The organism is Arthrospira sp. PCC 9901 (assembly GCF_059013425.1).
In genome coordinates this window covers 2028638-2047981 of record NZ_CP102296.1, presented here as the reverse complement: position 1 = coordinate 2047981, position 19344 = coordinate 2028638, and the positions used below count along the sequence as shown (strand labels likewise).

Here is a 19344-nt window from a genome sequence, read left to right as displayed (position 1 = left end):
TTGATGATGGGCTATCAACTATCAACTTAATCCTTGATATATGGCAGTTAACTTAGCTTCTAGTTCCGGCGATTTTGCCGTGAAATGAATGTAAAAATGACCTGGTTCTGCCGGATATTCTAACACCTTAGCATAGACATCTTCCGCACCAGAACCGCAAATATCACTACTAAAATTCAGCTTAATGTTAGTCAGAGGTAAAGGCAAATAAGCCTCATCCTCTGACTCAGCTTTAACCTTAGCTTCCCGCGCCGACAATTCCACAATAGTACCAGAAAAGACATTTTCCCCGACGTGCTTTCCTTCCAAAACCGTATATTGTAAAGAGATGGGTTCTGGTAGTACCACAAATAACTCTTTTTCCCTTTTTAAATACAAGTTATAAGGTACACCCACTCCTCCCAATTCATAAATGGTAATCGGTTTTTGTACCCCCTTGGGTTGCACCTGTTTTTCTCCGGTAATTCTCGCCATTCTCCCTACCGCTTCTAGGGTAGATTCAGAAATCAGAATTTGTCCCCCCGTGGTGTAAGATTCAATCCGATAAGTTAAATTAACATTCTTACCGACCACCCCATATTTAGTTCGTTTTTCCGAACCAATATTACCAACTACCACCTCTCCCGTATGCACCCCAATTCCCATCTCTAAATTAGCATAACCCCAAGCCTTCATAGTTTGGTTAATTGACTCCATAGCCAACTGCATAGCCACCGCACAGGCGATCGCCCGCTGCGGGTCATCTTCCCGGACATTAGGCGCACCAAATAGCACCAAAATCCCATCACCCATAAACTCATCAATTGTCCCATTATAATGAGTAATAATATCCGCCATAGTTGACAGATAAAAATTCAGAATTTTGACCACTTCTTCAGGATTTAAACGTTCAGAAGTTGCCGTAAATCCCCGCAAATCCGAAGTTAAAATTGTGATAGTCCGTCGTTCTCCCCCCAACTCCAAATGCTCATGACTTTCTAGCAAATTCGCCACCACTTCATCAGTTACATAGCGCCCAAAAGTCTTGCGGATATGAGCCTTTTCGGTGCGGAGTTTTTTAATGCGAATGTGGGTTTTAATCCGCGCCAGCAACTCCTCTTTATTCAGAGGTTTAGATAAATAATCATTCGCGCCTAATTCCAGTCCCACCACTAAATCAGAAATCCGATTTTTCGCCGTTAACATCATAATTGGCAGTTGATGAGGTGGCCAATCTTCCCTAATTTTTTCCGTCACTTCATAACCAGTCATGCGAGGCATCATCACATCCAATAAAATCAGATCTGGAATAAAACCAGACTCTAAAATTTCCAGTGCTTCCATACCATTAGTAGCTTGAGTAACAGCATAATTTTCCAAATAAAGATAATTCGCCAAAACCTGTAAATTAATCGGGTCATCATCAACAATCAGAATTTTAAATTGATTGTTATCTGGAGCCAACTTAGACCCCGCCATAGATTGATTATTTTCAGTTTCTGGTATAGCAGCATCCCACAATACATCAGCATTCACCAGCGCCGCCTCATTAACCAGTAGTGAGTCCGCCTTAGCAGTAGTTTCTGGTATTTCCTCACTGATAGGAAGAGTAAAGGAAAAAGTAGAACCCGACCCCACCACCGAATCTAACCATATTGTACCATGGTGTAATTCCACCAACTGTTTAGTGATGGCTAAACCCAAACCCGTGCCGCCATATTGTCGCGCCGTTGAACCATCACCCTGTTCAAAGGATTCAAAAATACGATGATGTTTTTCTGGGGGAATACCAATACCAGTATCAGAAATATTAATCACAGCGGTGGAGTTATTCGCGTCTGTATCTAACACCGAGGCGGTAATTTGCACAGTTCCCGAATCGGTAAACTTAATGGCATTACCAATTAAATTATACAGAATCTGTTGGAGGCGATTTTCATCAGCATTAACCGCCGGAAAATCAGCAGGTATTTCATTAATTAACTCAATATCTTTATTGCCAATCAGAGGTTTACTTAGCACTACAACAACTTCGACAATTTCCCGCATACCTAAAGGTTGCATTTGTAGTTCTAAGGTTTGATGGCGCAATTTGGAGAAGTCAAGAATATCATTAACTAGAGTAGATAAACGATGTCCACTTTTAGCAATCATAGACAAGTTTTGGCGCTGAAGTTCTGTTAAAGGTCCGGCGACACCATCCAGCATTGATTCCGACAAGCCAATCATACCATTAAGAGGAGTACGCAGTTCATGGGATGTATTAGCGAGAAACTCATCTTTGAGTTCATCCATACGCTTGAGAGCATCGTTTTTCTCTTTTAATTGCTTGGTAAAGTTTTGGCGTTCAATCTCGGCTTGTCGGCGCTGAGTAATATCTTCAAAAACTCCAATTCCATAAACAATATCTTCTTCACTATCAAAAATTGGTGTAGCCATCAGGGAACAGCAAATAGTTTGATCTGGGTGACGAATTTCGATATTTTCAATGGGGACAGTTTTGCCTTTTAATGCTCTAATTAATGGCAAGGCTTTGGTGGGATAAAGCTGGTCTTTGCCACTTAAATATAAATTATTTATCTCGGCAAATTCTTCTAAAGAAACCTCTGGTATATGTTCAGCCCTGAATAAATTTTTTAACTTTTGATTGGCATAGTATATCTTGCCATGTTTATCATAAACTAAAACACCAACTGGCAAGGCTTCTAGGAATTGTTTAAGCCAATATTCTCGGTCAGAAAGCTGGCGATTTAATGCTTCACTGAGGCTGTTTTGGGCTTCTAATTCCATAAAAGATTGCCGAATTTGTGCGGCCATTTGATTAAAAGATTCAGCTAATTCTCCGACTTCTTGACAACGGGAAATATGGACGGTATGTTCCCAATCACCTTGGGCAAATTTCCGGGCTGCTTTATTTAAGTTAACTATCGGTCTAGTTACCCGACTAGCCATGAATATACCGATACAAATCGTAATAGCTAAAGCCACAAGAGATAGCATAAAAGTGATTCTGGCATTATGATTAATTCTGCCCATAAAATCTGACTCTGGCATGACGACGACAATCAGCCAATTTAACCCCCATTTATCCTGATAACGCACGACATCAATAAACTGCTTTTCTCCGTTGATATAAAAGCTACTTTGATGGCTGGTTTTAATCTGGCTTAAATGTTCAAAATTTTGGCTAAAATATGCTGCTGTGCCGCTAATTAGGGGGTGATTAACCTGGGAAATATGCAGGCGTTGGGCTACATTTTGATCATCCATTGTATAGGGGAGTAAATTGGTGGAAGAAGCTACTAATAAACCGGAGGATTCCACAATAAAAATTTCCCCATTGGGGCTGACTTCCAAACCTCCCAAAAAATCATTAATTAATGTTAGCACAAAATCCACCCCAATCACGCCGATAAATTGACCTTGACTGTCAGAAAGTGGATGGGATGCGGTAATCCCTAATTTACCATTGGGAAAGGCATAAATTGGACTCCAATTGGGTGCATTTAATGCGAGAGTTTTAGTGTACCAAGGTCGCCTTATCGGTTCATAGATAGTTTGGTTTTGGTTATAGAAATCACCCCGATCGCCTTCTGGTGTGATCAGATAATATAAGCGATTCGGTGATTCTTCGACACTTTTGGCTCGAAAAGAACCATCAGATTCCCGACTCACATAAATAAATTGCCCTTGTTCATTGCCAATATAGACAGCATAGACATTCTCAAAAAGTTGTATAATTCTCCATAATACTTTTTCGGAACTCTCAATATCAGCAAAGCTAATATCTCCTTCCATAGTATCTTTAATCAGAATTTGAGATAAAAGATGGGGACGTTGTAAAAATTGGGTCAGATTACTTTTGACGCGATTAGTTGCTTGATGACTCAGTTGGTTAGCTATATCCATAACCGCCTGCTGACCGTTGCGCCAAGATAGATATCCTGTGACTCCCACTGTGGCGAATAGCTGAAGCACAAAAGGAACAATAATTATCTGTTTGAGAGGGACTTGCTCAAATAGGTTAGAGGTTCTCTGCTTTAATAATTTGATTAACATAGGTTCAGATTACAAAGGGGTGAAATCACAGGATGTTAGATCAGCTCTGATTGATTACTCATCATCCCAGTTAGTTTTGAGGTGGCCACCCTCGATGATTCGATGAACCCCAAATTATGGCTACAAGATGTCATTGGCATGATTTTTTCCCGGTTATTGAGGGTCGGAAAGTTCCATAACGCCTGCTTTCAAGGGAGTAAATATAATCATATCAGATCCAATGACGGCATTACGAGCTACAAGCTGACCATCACTATCTCGGATTTCCAGACGAGTAAAATCGAGCGATCGCACTTGCTTAAATAATTGATTAGCCAAACGACTTTGATATTTAGATTCTAGCTGATACCATCGATCGCTAATCTCCACTTCTAATAAACTCCCGGCAAAATTCGCTTTAACTGACCCAATCAAATCCTCGCCATAGGCTTTAGTTAGTTTAGCAAGGCGATCGCGAATTGAGTTGGTTAAAGAAGGTTCCACAGTCAAAGTAGAAGCAATCAAACCCACAGGTTCCGCCGCCTTCGGGGTAATTAGTTCTGGAGGTAAACGACCCGGCTCTATTTCGGTTTCCGGGTTAGGGGGTTCGCCTTCAGGAACTTCTGGGGTTTCTGGTTCGGCTGGTGGTTCGGAAATAGTTTCCGCAGTGACGGGGACCTGTGGTGGTGTCTCCGTTGTGGTCACTGGTGGGATATCCTCAACTCTCTGATAATTGGTAGCGGTTTCCGGTCCAGACTTCGAGAACAGCAGCAGTCCTACACCAAATATGACTAATAAAATTGCACCCCACCACCAAACATAACCACGGCCACGACGGGGAATTTGAGGGTCGGCTTCCAATTGGTCAATGGTGCCTTCCAAAATTTTAATGATTTTCCGTAATAATGCGATCGCCAAATCCCGCCAAGGGTGACGTTGAGACCTAGGCGGTGGTGAATAGCGTAATGGCCGCTTGGGTTGAGAAGACTGCGATCGTTCCGTGGACATATTGGAGTTTCCATCAAGGCTGCTGCATAGTAGCTATCGCTCAATTTACCTTAGCGATCGCCACTTATCAATTTTCTGGAAAATTCTCCAATACCCTCGTGATTAGTTGGAGTTGATGATTTTGCTGATGGAGTGATATGGTCATGACCCTGCGAGGGTATATTGCAGCCTTTAGTAGATAGGACCCGGATTTAGCCAAAAGGTATCGTATATACAAATATACAAGTTAGGCATTTTACTGCCTTTTAGCTGGAAAAACTAAGCCAGCACTGGCATTTCTAGGTTAGTTTCCTCAAAACTCAGAGCCACAAGGGGGCTAGATATCCGACTTGCAGATCGTTGGAGACTTACTATAAAAGACAGGTTAGGCATTTCTTCGTGGCAGTGTTGGCAGTACCAATAAATTCGGTTATGGTTGATATGCCTTAACATAGGTGAACCACAGCAAGGACAGGTACTCATAATTTCAAACTCCAAGTTGATCAAAGTTGAGGGTTAACGCGGATTTATTCAGCTCTGTTTACTTAGTCTAGGTAGCCTTTGTGAATAAGTTGTGAAGTATTATCTACATTTTCTGATGCGCCATATTACCGATCGCAATTGCTAATTGATGTCAAAATATGCTACCCAGATTTGTATTCAATTACACCAATCTATCAATTTCCCGATTCCATAAAATTTTGGGTACATTCGCCACTGCTCACTGTTATAAGATTATACACTAATTGCCTGGAGGTGAGTTAAGGAAAAACTAAATCTATCCTATCAACAGGTTAAAATCCTTGATCCCCTTATGACTCTTGGGGTCTACGGCTTGGGGGGTTACAGCAGAAAATCAGTGCTTAACTGTCTACTTAGCCACATTCCCCCAACCACATAGCGATCGCTATCTTTAGAAAAATTTAATAAAGTTTTTTATCGGTTTATGGTAAAATTTTCTGGGTGTCGGAATCATGGATTTGGGCAGCGAAATAGCTGATATTTAATCTAGTTTTGCTGGCGATTAATATCAATAAAAGATGAAAATCAACGGAGTTTCCCCTAGTTAAGCCATGTTTTCTGTTACCCCTGTTAAGGACCTGGTACTAATTGGAGGGGGTCACAGCCATGCGATCGCCCTCAAAGAATTGGCCATCAATCCCATTCCCAGACTACGCCTCACCCTGATTTCTGATGTGTACCATACTCCCTATTCGGGGATGCTACCGGGATATATAGCCGGACTGTATAAGTTTAACGATTGTCATATAGATGTGCAAGCCTTAGCCAATTTGGCGAAAGCCAGACTATTGATAGATCGCGCCATTGGTTTAGACCTACAAACCAATCAAGTCCTGTGCGCCAACCGTCCCCCCGTCCCCTTCGATATCCTATCCATAGATATAGGTAGTACCCCCGGCACTATCACAGTTCCCGGTGTCCAACAACAGGCCATTCCGGTCAAACCCATTGCTAAATTTCTCGACCACTGGGATAAAATTGTGGAAACGGTGAGGGAAAACCGGACGCAGAAAATGCGATTAGCAGTGGTTGGCGGCGGCGCGGGGGGAGTGGAATTAAGCCTAGCCATATTTTCCCGTCTCCAACAGATTTATGGTCTCGACAGCACACTACCAGAAAATCACCTAGAGTTACATCTATTTCAAAAAAGCGATCGCCTAATTCCCCAACGCCACCGGGGGGTTAGTCGGCGTTTGCAAAAACTTTTCAGCGAGAGAGGTATCAAACTACACCTAGGGGAAACCGTCACGGAAATCGAAGGAAAATCCCCCCATACTATTCATTGTCAATCAGGATTAACCCTAAAATGCGATCGCCTGTTTTGGGTGACACAAGCCAGCGCCGCCACCTGGTTAAAAGACGCAGGACTAGCGACGGACGAACAAGGATTTATCCTAGTTAACGATTACCTTCAGTCTATCTCTCACCCTGAGATTTTCGCGGCTGGAGATATCGCCACCATGTTAAACCATCCCCGACCCAAAGCCGGAGTTTTTGCGGTCCGTCAAGGAAAACCCCTGGCGGAAAACCTGCGACGCAAAGCCAACCAACAACCCCTACAAGCCTATCGACCGCAGAAAGAATTTTTAATCCTAATTAGTACAGGGGACCAACAGGCGATCGCCTCACGCGGCTGTTTTCGTCTGGGTCCCCATCCCCTAATTTGGCAATGGAAAGACCATATTGATCGGCAATTTATGAGCCACTTTACCCAGCTTGGTTAAACCGGGTCAATTAACCCATCCAATTCTATCACAAACTCCCCCATGGGAATTAATTTAATTTGGCGATCGCCTTGGGGAGTATGACTCAAAATAATCTGCAAATAATCAGCCGGACGATAGGTTAGACGTTCCGACCACTCCACCGCCACCATACCCGGTTCTACCTCCACCCCCTCCCAATACAATGAAATATTCAACCCCTCAATTTCCGACTCATTCAGGCGATATAAATCCAAATGATACAGAGGAATCCGTCCGGTTGTATACTCATTAATCAAAGTAAAAGTCGGACTATCCACTGATTCGGAAATCCCCAAACCCTTAGCGATACCTTGCACTAAAGTAGTTTTACCCGTCCCTAGATTACCCTCTAGCAGAATTAAACTATTAGCACTAAGCGATCGCCCCAATTTCACCCCCACAGCTTGGGTGGCGATCGCATCAACCAGAGATAATATAACCGCCTCATTCATCTGTTCACACCTTCCTCAATTCCACTAATTAACCCACCCATAAAATCCCTCTATTTTACATGATTATTTTTAAATTCAAACTCCTTCTCAAGTTCCTTATTCAGGAAAAAGTTTAAAAACGTCCTAATCACAGCAATCACCCCCAATCTAATTAGAGTTTCCTCCGTCGGCGCTACCGTAGTAGCCAGAATATCAGCCCCCAGTTGAAATTCTAGGGCTAATGCCAACCACACCCCAAACCTAATCCGTAACTCAATAAACAGAAACTCATCATATTGAAATTGAGAAAATCGAATCGCCAGTTGTCCGGTTTTCGCTACGCCAAATAACACACAAAAAACCGAAATGGTCTCTAATAAAAACTTCGCCAAATCAACTAGCAGTTTGAGTCCAGCCTCAGCCGTATATAACCATTCCATAAACTTGTCATGCAAGGGTAGAGTTACCCCAGCTATGTTAGCAGCACCAGCCAGATCAGAATCAGCGATCGCGATTTGGGCAAGGCTACCACTAGACAAATCCACTGGGTTTCAGGCTATTATATATAGAATTGCGGGAATCAAGTGCCAGCCAAAATTGGACTCCCCCCTGAACCCAGGGGAAAGATTGACCCCGACAGTGACAGTTACCCAAATGTCATATTGATACCAAACTGCCACTATCCAATAGGTCATAATTAAATGGAAACCAGATTTTTTTGCCGATCATGTCACAACTACCAGTAAAGTTTTAAAGACCGTGCCAGTAAGCTGTCGCTAATCTTCAGATCGAGAGTCATCAATGATCACTTCTAACTTAAATTGGACGAACTTAGCCAAAAGCAAAAGCCTAGTGGCTGAACGCAACCATGATCCCAAAGCGATCGCGATTTGGGCCTGTGGGATTGAAATGATTTATCAATCTGGACGGCAAAATTTTCAAGTCCTCAAAGGTATTGACCTGCAAGTTCGCTCTGGGGACATACAACTTTTGATGGGACCAAGTGGGTCTGGTAAAACCACATTACTCTCAATTTTAGCCGGACTTCTCACCCCCACAGCCGGGCGAGTCATGTTGTTAGACGAAAATATTACCCAAATGTCCCGCCAACAGTTGGCACAGTTCCGACTCAGGAATATTGGCTTTATTTTTCAGGGGTTTAACTTGTTTCCAGCACTCACGGCCGCGGAAAATGTGGAAGTTGCCCTAAATATCAAAGGCATTCGTGGACGGAGAGCGCGCCAGGAAGCCCAAATACGCCTCGATCAAGTGGGTTTGGCTGATAAGAAGCATTTGCGACCCCGTGACCTTTCTGGGGGGCAAAAACAGCGGGTAGCGATCGCTCGCGCGTTGGCGGGAAGTCCTAAACTGATTATGGCTGATGAACCTACAGCAGCCTTAGACTCTACCAGCGGTCACGCGGTTATTGATGTCTTGCGGAAGTTGGCTAAGGAAGACGGCGCGACCGTGTTAATGGTGACTCACGACCCCCGCATTATCGATGTGGCCGATCGCATTCTACATCTCGAAGATGGCAAAATTCAGCACTAACCATGGATAGCCAGTTACCAGTTAACTTTAACGCAGTTGCTGCCGCCTCCGCACGTCTCCAGGGCTACATTAAGCCTACCCCAGTGGTTACATCTACCACCGTGAATCGACTAACTGGGGGGACGGTTTTTTTTAAGTGCGAGAATTTCCAACGTACCGGATCATTTAAGTTTCGTGGTGCTTTCAATGCCCTATCTTTGCTAGATCCGAAACGGCAACAGGGCGGCGTGTTTACCTATTCCTCCGGCAATCACGCCCAAGCGATCGCACACGCCGGGTCAATTTTAGGAATCAACACCACTATCATTATGCCAGACAATGCCCCCGCTGTCAAGCGATCGGCTACAGCCAATTATGGCGCGGAAATTGTCCTGTATAATCCCTCGGAAGTAGTGCGAGAAAAATATTGTCAACAACTAGCGGAGGAAAGAAATGCTACCATTATTCCCCCCTATAATCATCCCGATATTATCGCCGGACAGGGAACTACAGCATTAGAATTAATTGAGGATGTAGGAGAATTGGATTTATTGTTAGTTTGTTGTGGCGGCGGTGGCTTGCTTTCCGGTTGCGCGATCGCTACTCGCCAACTTTCTCCCGCTTGTCAAATTATCGGCGTTGAACCCGCTTTAGCAGACGATGCTACCCGGTCATTTAAGACTAAAACTCTCCAGACTATTCACAACCCCCAAACTATTGCTGATGGCGCGAGAACACCTTATTTGGGAAGTCTCACCTTTCCGATTATCCTAGAGACCGTTGATGATATGGTAACCGTTTCCGAAACTCAAATTATTGAGGCGATGCGGTTTTTATGGGAAAGGTTAAAATTGGTGGTAGAACCCACCGGAGCATTAGCCACAGCCGCTTTACTTTCGGGAATTGTCCCCGCTGCTAATCGTCGTGTTGGGGTGATTATTAGTGGCGGTAATGTGGATTTAAAAGAGGCGATCGCTTTATTTCAATAATTGGGTAGGTTCAAATCAGGATCGCTTTTTAATAAACCTTCAAACTGAGCAGCATTTATGGGGGGGCTGAAAATATAACCCTGAATTTCATCACATAAATTTTCATAAATAAACGCCAGTTCTTCTTCCGTTTCTACCCCTTCCGCCACCACCTTTAAGTTAAGTTGTTTGGTCATCATAGTAACCGCCTTCACAATAGCTTGAGTTTTCGGATTTTTATCAACATCCTTCACAAAGCAGCGGTCTAGTTTCAAAGTGTCAAACCGAAACTTATTTAAATAGTTAAGAGAAGAGTAACCAGTCCCAAAATCATCAATGGCAATTTTGAAACCCAGAGAATTTAATTCCTTTAACTTGCGGATAGATAACTCCTCATTTTTAACTAAGATACTTTCCGTTAACTCTAGTTCCAAATAAGCCGGGTCTACCCCTTCACTTTGTAAAATTTGCCTTAAATTTTCGCAAAAATCAGGCTGATTAAACTGATAAGCTGAAACATTAATCGCTACCGGAATTAACAGGCCTAAATTTGCCCAATTTTTGATTTGGTGACAAGCCGTTTTAACTACCCATTCTCCAAGAGCTTGAATTAAACCTGTTTCTTCAGCCACAGGAATAAATAACCCAGGTGGGACTAGACCATTATTGCGCCTATTCCACCTCAGCAAAGCCTCAGCACCCACAATTTTACCAGTTTTTAAGCAGACTTTTGGCTGATAATAAAGTTGTAACTCATTTTTGGCGATCGCCTTTTGCAGATCCGCCTCTAAAGCCAGACTATCCGCTGAGATAACCTGTAAACTATCTCGATATACTGTACAGCGGTTTCCCCCATGACTGCGACTCGAATTTAAAGCAATTTGACTATTTTTTAACAGCGAATCAATCTCCTGACCATGAACCGGATAAAGAGCAATTCCCATACTAGCCATAATCACAATTTCATGACCCCTAATTAATAAAGGTTCAGCCACAGCATTTCTGAGTAGTTGAGCTTGCTCATGGACTTGACTTTCCGACAAGGTTAAGTTACCAATAATCGCAAACTCTCCACTGGTCAAATAAGCTACAGTCCCCTGATTATCCATAGCTTTAACCAGCCTTTCTCCCACCGCTTTAAGTAGTGCTTCCGCCGACTCATAACCGAGGATGTCATTAATCCGCTTAAATCTATCTACACTCAAACAGACAATGGGAATTAATCCCGAATCGTAACTTGGTAAATTCTCTAAAATTTGTTCAAAGCGATCGCGCAAAGCCAAACGATTCGGTAAATTAGTGATTCCGTCCCAGTCCAACAGTTGATTCAGTGGTGATTCTGTAGATACAATTTGACTGTGATTATTTTGATAATACCGTTGCATATTGGAATATTTTTCTAAACGCACCGTAATTGAGCGAATCAACTCATCTGCTGAACAAGGCTTAGTAATATAATCATCAGCACCCAACTCCATAGCCTTGCGGGTATTCATACGCTCCGCTAAAGCCGTCATAAAAATAAACGGAATAATTGCCGTTTTCGGGTTCTGTCGAAGCTGTGCGAGAACCCCATAACCATCAAGTATCGGCATCATCACATCACACAAAATCAGATCAGGATGCTCCTGTTCAGCTAGTTGAACACCCCGCAGACCATCGGTAGCTTCCAACACTTGGAAATTCTCAAATGTTAGCAGTTCCACCAAGTTCTCTCTGACCAATCTTTCATCTTCAATAATCAGAATTTTTTTCATTCCTCTAATTTAGATGGCAAGATAACTGTACAAGTTGTTCCTATTCCTTCTTCACTTTCCACCCGAATTTCACCAAGCTGTAAATCTACCGCTTTTTTCACCAAAGGCAACCCCAGTCCTGTTCCTGATATATTCCCCACATTGCTACCACGGTGAAACGGCTCAAATAGGTGTTTGAGATCCAACTTAGGAATGCCAATACCTGAGTCCTTAATCATCAAGATAACCCGATCATCCTCACAAGTCAAGTCTATTTTAATATCCCCCCCCGCCTGGGAATACTTAATCGCGTTAGAAATCAGGTTAGTTAGTATTTGTGAGATTAAATACTCATCAAGTCTGGTATCCGGGAAACTGCTAGGACAGGTAAAAATTAAATTGTGTTTATCCGTGGTTAGTTGAATTTCCGCAACTAAGTTAGCGCAAAATTCTTTCAGATTCACCAGCACGGGATGGGGGATTAACTTGCCAGATTCCGCTTTTTCAATGATTAGAATATCATTTAAAAGTTCTGTCATTTGCTGGATTCCTACCCTGATTCTCTGAAAATGGGTGCGTTTTTTGTCATCGGAAATTTTCTGACTATAACTTTCTAATAATCCAGCCGAGAAAGAAATAGTAGTTAAGGGAGTCCTTAACTCATGGGAAATTGTCGTAATTAAACGAGTTTTTAAATCTTGAAATTCTGCCTGTATTTCGTCTATTTGTGCTTGGGTATCATCCCGCAAATCATCATTGTCAATTTGCAGACTATCAACCTGTTGTTGTAGTTGAGAAACTGATTGATATAATACTGGATTGTTCAGAATTTTTAAAAGTCGGGAAGTAGAAATTAATCCCAATAAATGATTATCGTCATTAACTACGACACAAAAATCAGTTTTAGCATTGTTAAATAATGAAATTAGGCTAGAGATATTCGGCAAATGTGACTTTTTGAAGACCAGTGGTAATTCCTTCATTACTTCTGCCACTTTAGTCTCATTTAGATCTATTTTTTTCGACACGACATCGACTACCTCCTTGGCGCTGAATGAACCAATCGGGGTACTGTCATTGACAACCAAAACAACTTGTGCGTCCAACTCCTTCATTAGAGCGATCGCATCAATTATTTTAGTCTCCGGTCCAACAATAATAGGTGAAGTATCTAGGATAATTTTTTCTGATGATAAGAGTGCTAACTGAAACTGAACCCACTAGCCATCAAAGCCAGGGTTTTCCGAGTTCAACAACTCCCCCTCACTGAAAGGGTTTACCATATTCAGTTATCGGGAACCCGTTGACCCCAATTGGCAATTGTGCTAGACCCTGGGAATACCCTGATAGCTCAAGGGATTCCTGCACTACAACATTCTAGCACAATGAAAATAAGATCTTACTTCTGCGATCGCCCCTCTCATCTTAGAGTCCACCACCAAAAAAGCCTAATTTCCTTAGAAACCAGGCTTTCAATGATTAGTTTGAGTTAGGAAGACTACCACTTTAACAAGTTAAACTCTTCCATATCGACCGTATCACGGTTACGATAAATTGTCAAGACGATCGCCAAACCGACCGCCGCCTCCGCCGCCGCCACGGTAATGACAAACACCGCAAAAACTTGACCCTTAATACTCCCAGAGTCCAAATAGTTAGAAAACCCCATCAAATTGAGGTTAACAGCATTAAGCAGTAACTCAATAGACATGAGAACCCGGACCGCATTACGGCTAGTAATCAATCCATAGATACCAATACAAAACAAAGCCGCCGCGACCAATAGAAAATATTGAAGTTGCAATTCCATAAACAATTTTTAAGATTTCCAAGTGTCTGTGTAATGCCATCGGGATCACCACAGCGAAGGCCTAACCCAGGGTTAAATAGCCTCGCTGTAGATTAACCGATCGCTACTCTAGCCATTATTCGGAGGAATCCTCAGAGCTACCAGAAACGGAGACCAGTTCCCGGGGGCGCTCGGTGAGCATTAAAAGAGGTGTAGTTGTAGTTGGCGCGTTAGAAGCATCGGGGAGAAAATCCCGACGAGCGAGAACAATAGCTCCCACCATAGCCATTAGCAAGAACACAGAAGCTAACTCAAAGGGTAGCAAAAAGTCAGTAAAGAAATGTTCACCAATAGCGATCGCCGAACTTTCAATGGTCACCACTGTAGTCGTAACCGACCATGGCGTTGATAACACCATAGTAGACAACAGAGCAAATAAGCCCACACAGACCACAGCCGTAGCAATTTGGCGCAGCCCAGCATTAGGTAAAACCCGAAAATCCTGTTGTTTGTTAACCAACATGATCCCAAACAGGATCAAGACATTAACAGAACCGACATAAATCAAAACTTGAGCCGCAGCCACAAAATCCGCATTGAGTAGGAGATATAATCCAGCCATGCTCATAAACACGCCTCCCAGCAAAAATGCCGAGTAAACGATATTTTTGAGCAAAACCACACCCAAAGCGGAGCCAATCATCATGATGGTTAGCAGGCCAAAGGAAACGACCTGAACCCCTTCTGCTAAATTCACGGGCATATCCTAGAGTTATCAAAGTTTGGGTAATGGAGACATTACCCCTGCCAAAGTTATTAAAATCAGGCTTTTTCTGCCTTAGCTTGGGATTCCCCATCCCGTTGTTGTTCCATCTTATCGAGAATTTCCTCTGGACGCAAACCAGAACGACGGGAATTTGGGGGAAGATCGTGGGGGTCCATAACTCCCTTGGGTAAATAGGCAAGTTCCCGCAGGGGAGTCACCATCGGATCATCAGTCACCTTGTAGGGTAACCGTCCCAGTGCCACACTATCATAGTTCAACTCATGGCGATCGTAAGCTGCCAGTTCGTATTCTTCGGTCATTGACAGACAATTAGTCGGACAATATTCGACACAATTACCGCAGAAGATGCAAACGCCAAAATCGATGCTGTAGTGTTTGAGTTGCTTTTTCTTAGTTTCCCGGTTAAATTCCCAGTCTACGACGGGGAGGTTAATGGGGCATACCCTGACGCAGACCTCGCAGGAGATGCACTTATCAAACTCAAAGTGAATGCGACCCCGGAACCTTTCGGAAGGAATCAGTTTTTCATAGGGGTATTGAACAGTAATGGGTCGCCGCTTCATGTGGTCAAAGGTGACAGATAGACCCTGACCGATATATTTAGCGGCTTGAATGGTTTCCTTGGCGTAGTCGCCAACTTGGTTAAGAAACTTGAGCATAGTGTTTTCGGAGTGTCTTAGCTTGGGTTAACTTAGTTTAGGGATTAGCCCCCTTTAATATTTATCCCCCAAAAGCTATGGGAAATGCTAGTTTTAAGGCGGCTGTTAGCAAAAGATTTACCAAAGCCACGGGGAGTAAGAATTTCCAACCCAGGTTAAGCAGTTGGTCAATACGAACCCTAGGCATCGTCCACCGGATCAGAATAGCAGTAAATACCAGTAGATAGGCTTTCAGGATAGTCATGGTAATGCCGAGACTGGCGGTTAGCACCTGTAACCAAGGGGTGGTTTCACTCACGCCCAAAAGTCCTGCGATCGCCACGACGGGAATCGGAAAATTCCAACCCCCAAGGTACAAAACTGATACCAACAGGGCAGATAGTACCAGGTTGACATAGGAAGCCAGGTAATACAGAGCAAATTTCATCCCCGAATATTCGGTCTGATATCCAGCGATCAACTCTTCCTCAGCTTCTGGTAAATCAAAAGGTAATCTTTCACACTCAGCCAAAGCGGCAATACAGAAAATCGCAAAACCCACAGGTTGTCGCCAGACGTTCCAACCCAGGATGCCATAGCCGGACTGTTGTTGCACAATATCAAGGGTACTGAGGCTATTAGACATCATCACCACGGCCAACACGGCTAGGGCGAGGGGAATTTCGTAACTGATGGACTGAGCGGCGGCCCGTAGCCCTCCCAGTAGGGAGTATTTATTATTGGAAGCGTAGCCGGACATCAGTAGACCAATAGGCTGAATACTCGATAGGGCGATCCACAAAAATATTGCTGTCCCCAGATTAGCGATCGCCAAATTTTGTCCAAACGGCACAATCAGGTAAGACAAAAACACCGGAATCGACACAATAATCGGGCCGAGAGTAAATAAGAGCGGATCTGCCTTAAACGGGACAATATCTTCCTTTAGCAACAGTTTCAGGCCATCTGCCAGGGGAGCCAAACTCCCCATCGGGCCAATATATTCGGGTCCGATACGTTGTTGAGCGGCGGCGGATATTTTTCGCTCCAACCAAACCGACCCTAATACTCCTACGGTAGCACCAACTAGCATTAATCCCATGGGAAATGGCATCCACAGAATTTTAGCCACCCCTGTTGGTATACCCAAATCTAGGAGGACTTGAATGAAACTTCCTTGTATATCAATTCCTGGATTCATATATTATTCGCATTCAAAACGGCTGCAATTCCCCTGATCAGTATAACGTTGGAGGGACTCAAATCTTCACAATCACGGGAAATTTTCACCGCCGGGGGAATTTCTGCCCCCAAAAAAAGGAAATGGGGGGGGCTATTGCCCTTTCCCCCAATCCCAATCTGTAGTGGTTCAATACCTATTTAATCACTGGACCTTGCAGGTCGATCGCACAGTTGCGGTCATGAATGGGGATATAAGTTTCCGCATGATTTCCCGTGTAGATCTGGGTGGGTCGATAAATGCGGTTCTTGACCAATTGTTCTTTCCAGTGCGCTAACCATCCCGCTACCCGAGCGATCGCAAAAATCGGAGTAAACAAGTCCGAGGGAATACCCAATTTCCGGTACACCAAACCCGAATAGAAGTCCACATTGGCATAAATACCCTTATGTCCCAACCGTTCCTGAACCACCTTTTCTAATTCCACCGCCACTTCATAGTATTGGTCGGAACCAAACTTCTCAAACAGTTGCTCTGCCAAATTCTGAAGAATAGTTGCCCTCGGGTCTTTGACTTTATACACCCGATGACCAAAGCCCATAATTTTGGCTTTTTTCTCCATCAAGCTATCTAGGTAGGGCCGGACATTTTCCACAGAACCAATTTCTTCGAGCATTTCCAGAACTTCCTCGTTAGCACCCCCGTGCAGTGGACCGGCTAAAGTTCCCACCGCCGACGCGATCACCGCATAGGGGTCAGTCAACGTCGAAGCTGTCACCATTGCCGAAAATGTCGAAGCGTTGATGGTGTGTTCTGCATGGAGAGTTAAGCACACATCAAATACACGAGCCGCTAAGGGGTCCGGCTCCCTTTCACTCAGCATATACAGGAAGTTGCCGGAGTAGTCCAAATCGTCCTTGGGTTGTACCGGATCATTCCCTTTCCGCATCAGTTTAAAAGCTGCTACCATCGTCGGAATTTTCGCCAGCAGTCGCACTACCGCTTGGCGAATGTACTCGGGATTATCTAAGGCGCGACGGGAGTAGAACAGCCCTAAAGCAGCCGCTGAGGTTTGCAGAGCATCCATGGGGTGGCCGGTTTCGGGAAAGCATTTCATCATGTCCCGAATCCGATATTTAATCCGACGGTGATAGCGGATTTCATGCTCAAAATCTGCGAGTTCGTCTTTCGTTGGCAGTTTTCCCCAGATCAACAAATAGGCAGTTTCCAAAAATGTGCTTTGTTCGGCCAACTGCTCGATGCTGATCCCTCGGTATTCCAGGAGTCCTTTTTGTCCATCAACGTAGCTGATGCTTGACAGCGTAGCGGGAACGCCCTCTAAACCGGGCTTAAACTCACTCGTTGTAGTCATAGGAGCTTTTCTATATGTGTAGAATGTACAGGTATTACATTACCAGACACATTCAAACAAGCGCCATTTTAAAATAATTAATTAATAAATGGCTGTTAATAAAAGTTAACGTTCATTTAGCCCCAACAAAAATTTAGGAGCTGTCAACCAAAACAGACGGGAATTCCCTTGTATCATACCCTGTTTGGGAATTGTGATTCCGATTATACCAGCTTTTTTCACGATTAAAACATCTGCAGATTTTTTCCAGATTAGATATTCTGCCCAATTGCCTAAATCGGGCTGGTGTCCGACTAGCGCCCAATCCTTATCCCTAGTTTTGTCATGGTTTCCGTACCAATCTAACCATTGTTGAATGTCACCATCAGGGGCTAGGGCTGGCAAGATTTCTAACCGGGAACTCAGTCCGGTTGATTGGAGAATTTCGGCGGTTTGTCTGGCTCGCACAAGAGGACTGGAAAGTATACAATGAAACTGAATTTTGAGCTGTTTCAGTGTAAGGGCTACTTGACGGGTTTTGCGATCGCCTTCTGGGGTGAGGGGACGTTGTTCGTCCTTTTGGTAAGTACCGCGATCGGCGGCGATTCCATGACGAATTAAATATAAGTTACTCATCTCAAAATTCCCGAATTGATTGCTAAAGATACATTGAACGTGGAAAAATCTGGCTATGGCCCAAAATTTCCGGGTATGCGACAATCTTCCAGAGGGCGGGTTAATTAATCTTGTCGCCCCCTCTTCCTTCTGTAATTAACGGGGGGTACAGCCTGTTCAGAAATCATCTGATCACTTCTCAAAGTCCCTCTCCCTCTCTGGGATCCAGATTTAGGGTGAGGGCAATGTATTAAGCGACTGGTGAACAAGCTGTATCAGAGGGCGGGTTAATTAATCTTGTCGCCCCCTCTTCCTTCTGTAATTAACGGGGGGTATCAGAGGGCGGGTTAATTAATCTTGTCGCCCCCTTCTGTAATTAACAGTAGAACCCGCCCCTACATTTATTATTGGTATTATTGGGGTAGCTGGATTATTTAGCCGCCGTGGGAAGATATGGCTGGCCATTTTCCCAACCGTCGGTCACAAGACCTCTCCCTATACAAAAACCCCTGGGTATCATTGTATCCAGGGGCTTCACAGGCCAATCATATATTTTTGCCATTCTTGGTTCATGCCACTTTTGAGGTGTCGAGTCACCTCAAAATAAAGGCTGCTGTAAGGCTTTCGGGGGGGATGTCTTAAAGGCATTCCGGCTTCCTTCGGGGTGCGACAGCCCTTTTTGACATTACAGCGCATACAAGCGGTTACCAGATTTTCCCAAGTATCACCCCCTTGGCGCGATCGCGGAATCACATGATCAAGAGTCAATTCATCCCCCTTATAGCCACAGTATTGACAAGAGTGGCAATCGCGCTGCAAGATATTCCTTCGGGTTAATGGAATTTCTTTATAGGGGACTCGGACATAATGACGTAATCGGATCACAGTTGGGAGGGGAAAATCTGGTAGCAGATACTTACCATTATGCTCAACTTGTTCCGCCTTTTCCTTCAACAATAAGACCACCGCCCGCCGCCAAGTCGTGATATTGAGCGGTTCATAGGAGGCATTCAACACCAGAACATTGCCCATACTAATAAATTGCTGC

At 43.9% G+C, this 19344-nt stretch carries 17 protein-coding genes; 3 read left to right on the top strand and 14 right to left on the bottom strand.

Annotated elements, in window-relative coordinates; all coding sequences use genetic code 11:
- Positions 1–21: 21 nt before the first annotated feature.
- The 3 genes from NLZ44_RS09020 to NLZ44_RS09010 form a co-directional block, all read right to left on the bottom strand.
- A complete protein-coding gene (locus NLZ44_RS09020; protein WP_493752558.1) occupies positions 22–4038 on the bottom strand; it encodes an ATP-binding protein in 4017 nt (1338 codons plus the stop codon).
- A gap of 153 nt (positions 4039–4191) precedes the next feature.
- On the bottom strand, positions 4192–5025 hold the full coding sequence (locus tag NLZ44_RS09015) for a hypothetical protein (RefSeq protein ID WP_493752557.1): 834 nt from the start codon (positions 5023–5025) through the stop codon (positions 4192–4194).
- Positions 5026–5283: 258 nt separating this feature from the next.
- Entirely contained in the window at positions 5284–5487 is a 204-nt protein-coding gene (locus NLZ44_RS09010) for a hypothetical protein (protein WP_006667902.1), read from the bottom strand.
- A gap of 590 nt (positions 5488–6077) precedes the next feature.
- Here NLZ44_RS09010 and NLZ44_RS09005 point away from each other — a divergent pair.
- Positions 6078–7250, top strand: a complete 1173-nt coding sequence (locus NLZ44_RS09005; RefSeq protein WP_493752556.1) for an FAD-dependent oxidoreductase — start codon at positions 6078–6080, stop codon at positions 7248–7250.
- Here NLZ44_RS09005 and tsaE read toward each other — a convergent pair.
- Positions 7247–7723, bottom strand: a complete 477-nt coding sequence (tsaE, locus tag NLZ44_RS09000; RefSeq protein ID WP_493752555.1) for a tRNA (adenosine(37)-N6)-threonylcarbamoyltransferase complex ATPase subunit type 1 TsaE — start codon at positions 7721–7723, stop codon at positions 7247–7249. The genes NLZ44_RS09005 and tsaE overlap by 4 nt on opposite strands.
- Positions 7724–7773: 50 nt before the next feature.
- Complete coding sequence (locus NLZ44_RS08995; RefSeq protein WP_493752554.1) at positions 7774–8247, bottom strand: DUF1622 domain-containing protein; 474 nt, start codon at positions 8245–8247, stop codon at positions 7774–7776.
- A 256-nt stretch (positions 8248–8503) separates the two neighbouring features.
- On the opposite strand from NLZ44_RS08995, the gene NLZ44_RS08990 reads away from it, so the two are divergent.
- Together NLZ44_RS08990 and NLZ44_RS08985 are read left to right on the top strand one after the other, a co-directional pair.
- Positions 8504–9253: an ABC transporter ATP-binding protein gene (locus NLZ44_RS08990; RefSeq protein ID WP_493752553.1), complete on the top strand. Its 750-nt coding sequence runs from the start codon at positions 8504–8506 to the stop codon at positions 9251–9253.
- A gap of 2 nt (positions 9254–9255) precedes the next feature.
- Positions 9256–10221 (top strand): threo-3-hydroxy-L-aspartate ammonia-lyase, encoded by a 966-nt coding sequence (locus NLZ44_RS08985; RefSeq protein WP_493752552.1) that lies wholly within the window; start codon positions 9256–9258, stop codon positions 10219–10221.
- On the opposite strand, the gene NLZ44_RS08980 is transcribed toward NLZ44_RS08985, so the two are convergent.
- From NLZ44_RS08980 to NLZ44_RS08940, 9 genes are all read right to left on the bottom strand, one after another.
- On the bottom strand, positions 10215–11957 hold the full coding sequence (locus tag NLZ44_RS08980) for an EAL domain-containing response regulator (RefSeq protein ID WP_493752551.1): 1743 nt from the start codon (positions 11955–11957) through the stop codon (positions 10215–10217). The genes NLZ44_RS08985 and NLZ44_RS08980 overlap by 7 nt on opposite strands.
- The gene (locus tag NLZ44_RS08975) at positions 11954–13051 is read right to left on the bottom strand and encodes an ATP-binding protein (RefSeq protein ID WP_493752550.1); all 1098 of its coding nucleotides are present in this window, start codon (positions 13049–13051) and stop codon (positions 11954–11956) included. The genes NLZ44_RS08980 and NLZ44_RS08975 overlap by 4 nt, the downstream gene beginning before the upstream one ends.
- Before the next feature lie 383 nt (positions 13052–13434).
- Positions 13435–13740: an NADH-quinone oxidoreductase subunit NuoK gene (nuoK, locus tag NLZ44_RS08970; protein WP_174447153.1), complete on the bottom strand. Its 306-nt coding sequence runs from the start codon at positions 13738–13740 to the stop codon at positions 13435–13437.
- A 121-nt stretch (positions 13741–13861) separates the two neighbouring features.
- A complete protein-coding gene (locus NLZ44_RS08965; protein WP_006621642.1) occupies positions 13862–14482 on the bottom strand; it encodes an NADH-quinone oxidoreductase subunit J in 621 nt (206 codons plus the stop codon).
- A 65-nt stretch (positions 14483–14547) separates the two neighbouring features.
- The gene (gene ndhI / locus NLZ44_RS08960) at positions 14548–15171 is read right to left on the bottom strand and encodes an NAD(P)H-quinone oxidoreductase subunit I (RefSeq protein WP_111894347.1); all 624 of its coding nucleotides are present in this window, start codon (positions 15169–15171) and stop codon (positions 14548–14550) included.
- Between the two features lie 61 nt (positions 15172–15232).
- Positions 15233–16351, bottom strand: coding sequence for an NADH-quinone oxidoreductase subunit NuoH (gene nuoH / locus NLZ44_RS08955; RefSeq protein ID WP_315651012.1), 1119 nt, complete (start codon positions 16349–16351; stop codon positions 15233–15235).
- 175 nt (positions 16352–16526) lie between these two features.
- Positions 16527–17702: a citrate synthase gene (locus NLZ44_RS08950; RefSeq protein WP_315651010.1), complete on the bottom strand. Its 1176-nt coding sequence runs from the start codon at positions 17700–17702 to the stop codon at positions 16527–16529.
- Positions 17703–17807: 105 nt separating this feature from the next.
- A complete protein-coding gene (sixA, locus tag NLZ44_RS08945) occupies positions 17808–18317 on the bottom strand; it encodes a phosphohistidine phosphatase SixA (RefSeq protein ID WP_315651008.1) in 510 nt (169 codons plus the stop codon).
- 513 nt (positions 18318–18830) lie between these two features.
- Positions 18831–19328, bottom strand: coding sequence for an HNH endonuclease (locus NLZ44_RS08940; RefSeq protein ID WP_315651006.1), 498 nt, complete (start codon positions 19326–19328; stop codon positions 18831–18833).
- Between the last annotated feature and the right edge of the window lie 16 nt (positions 19329–19344).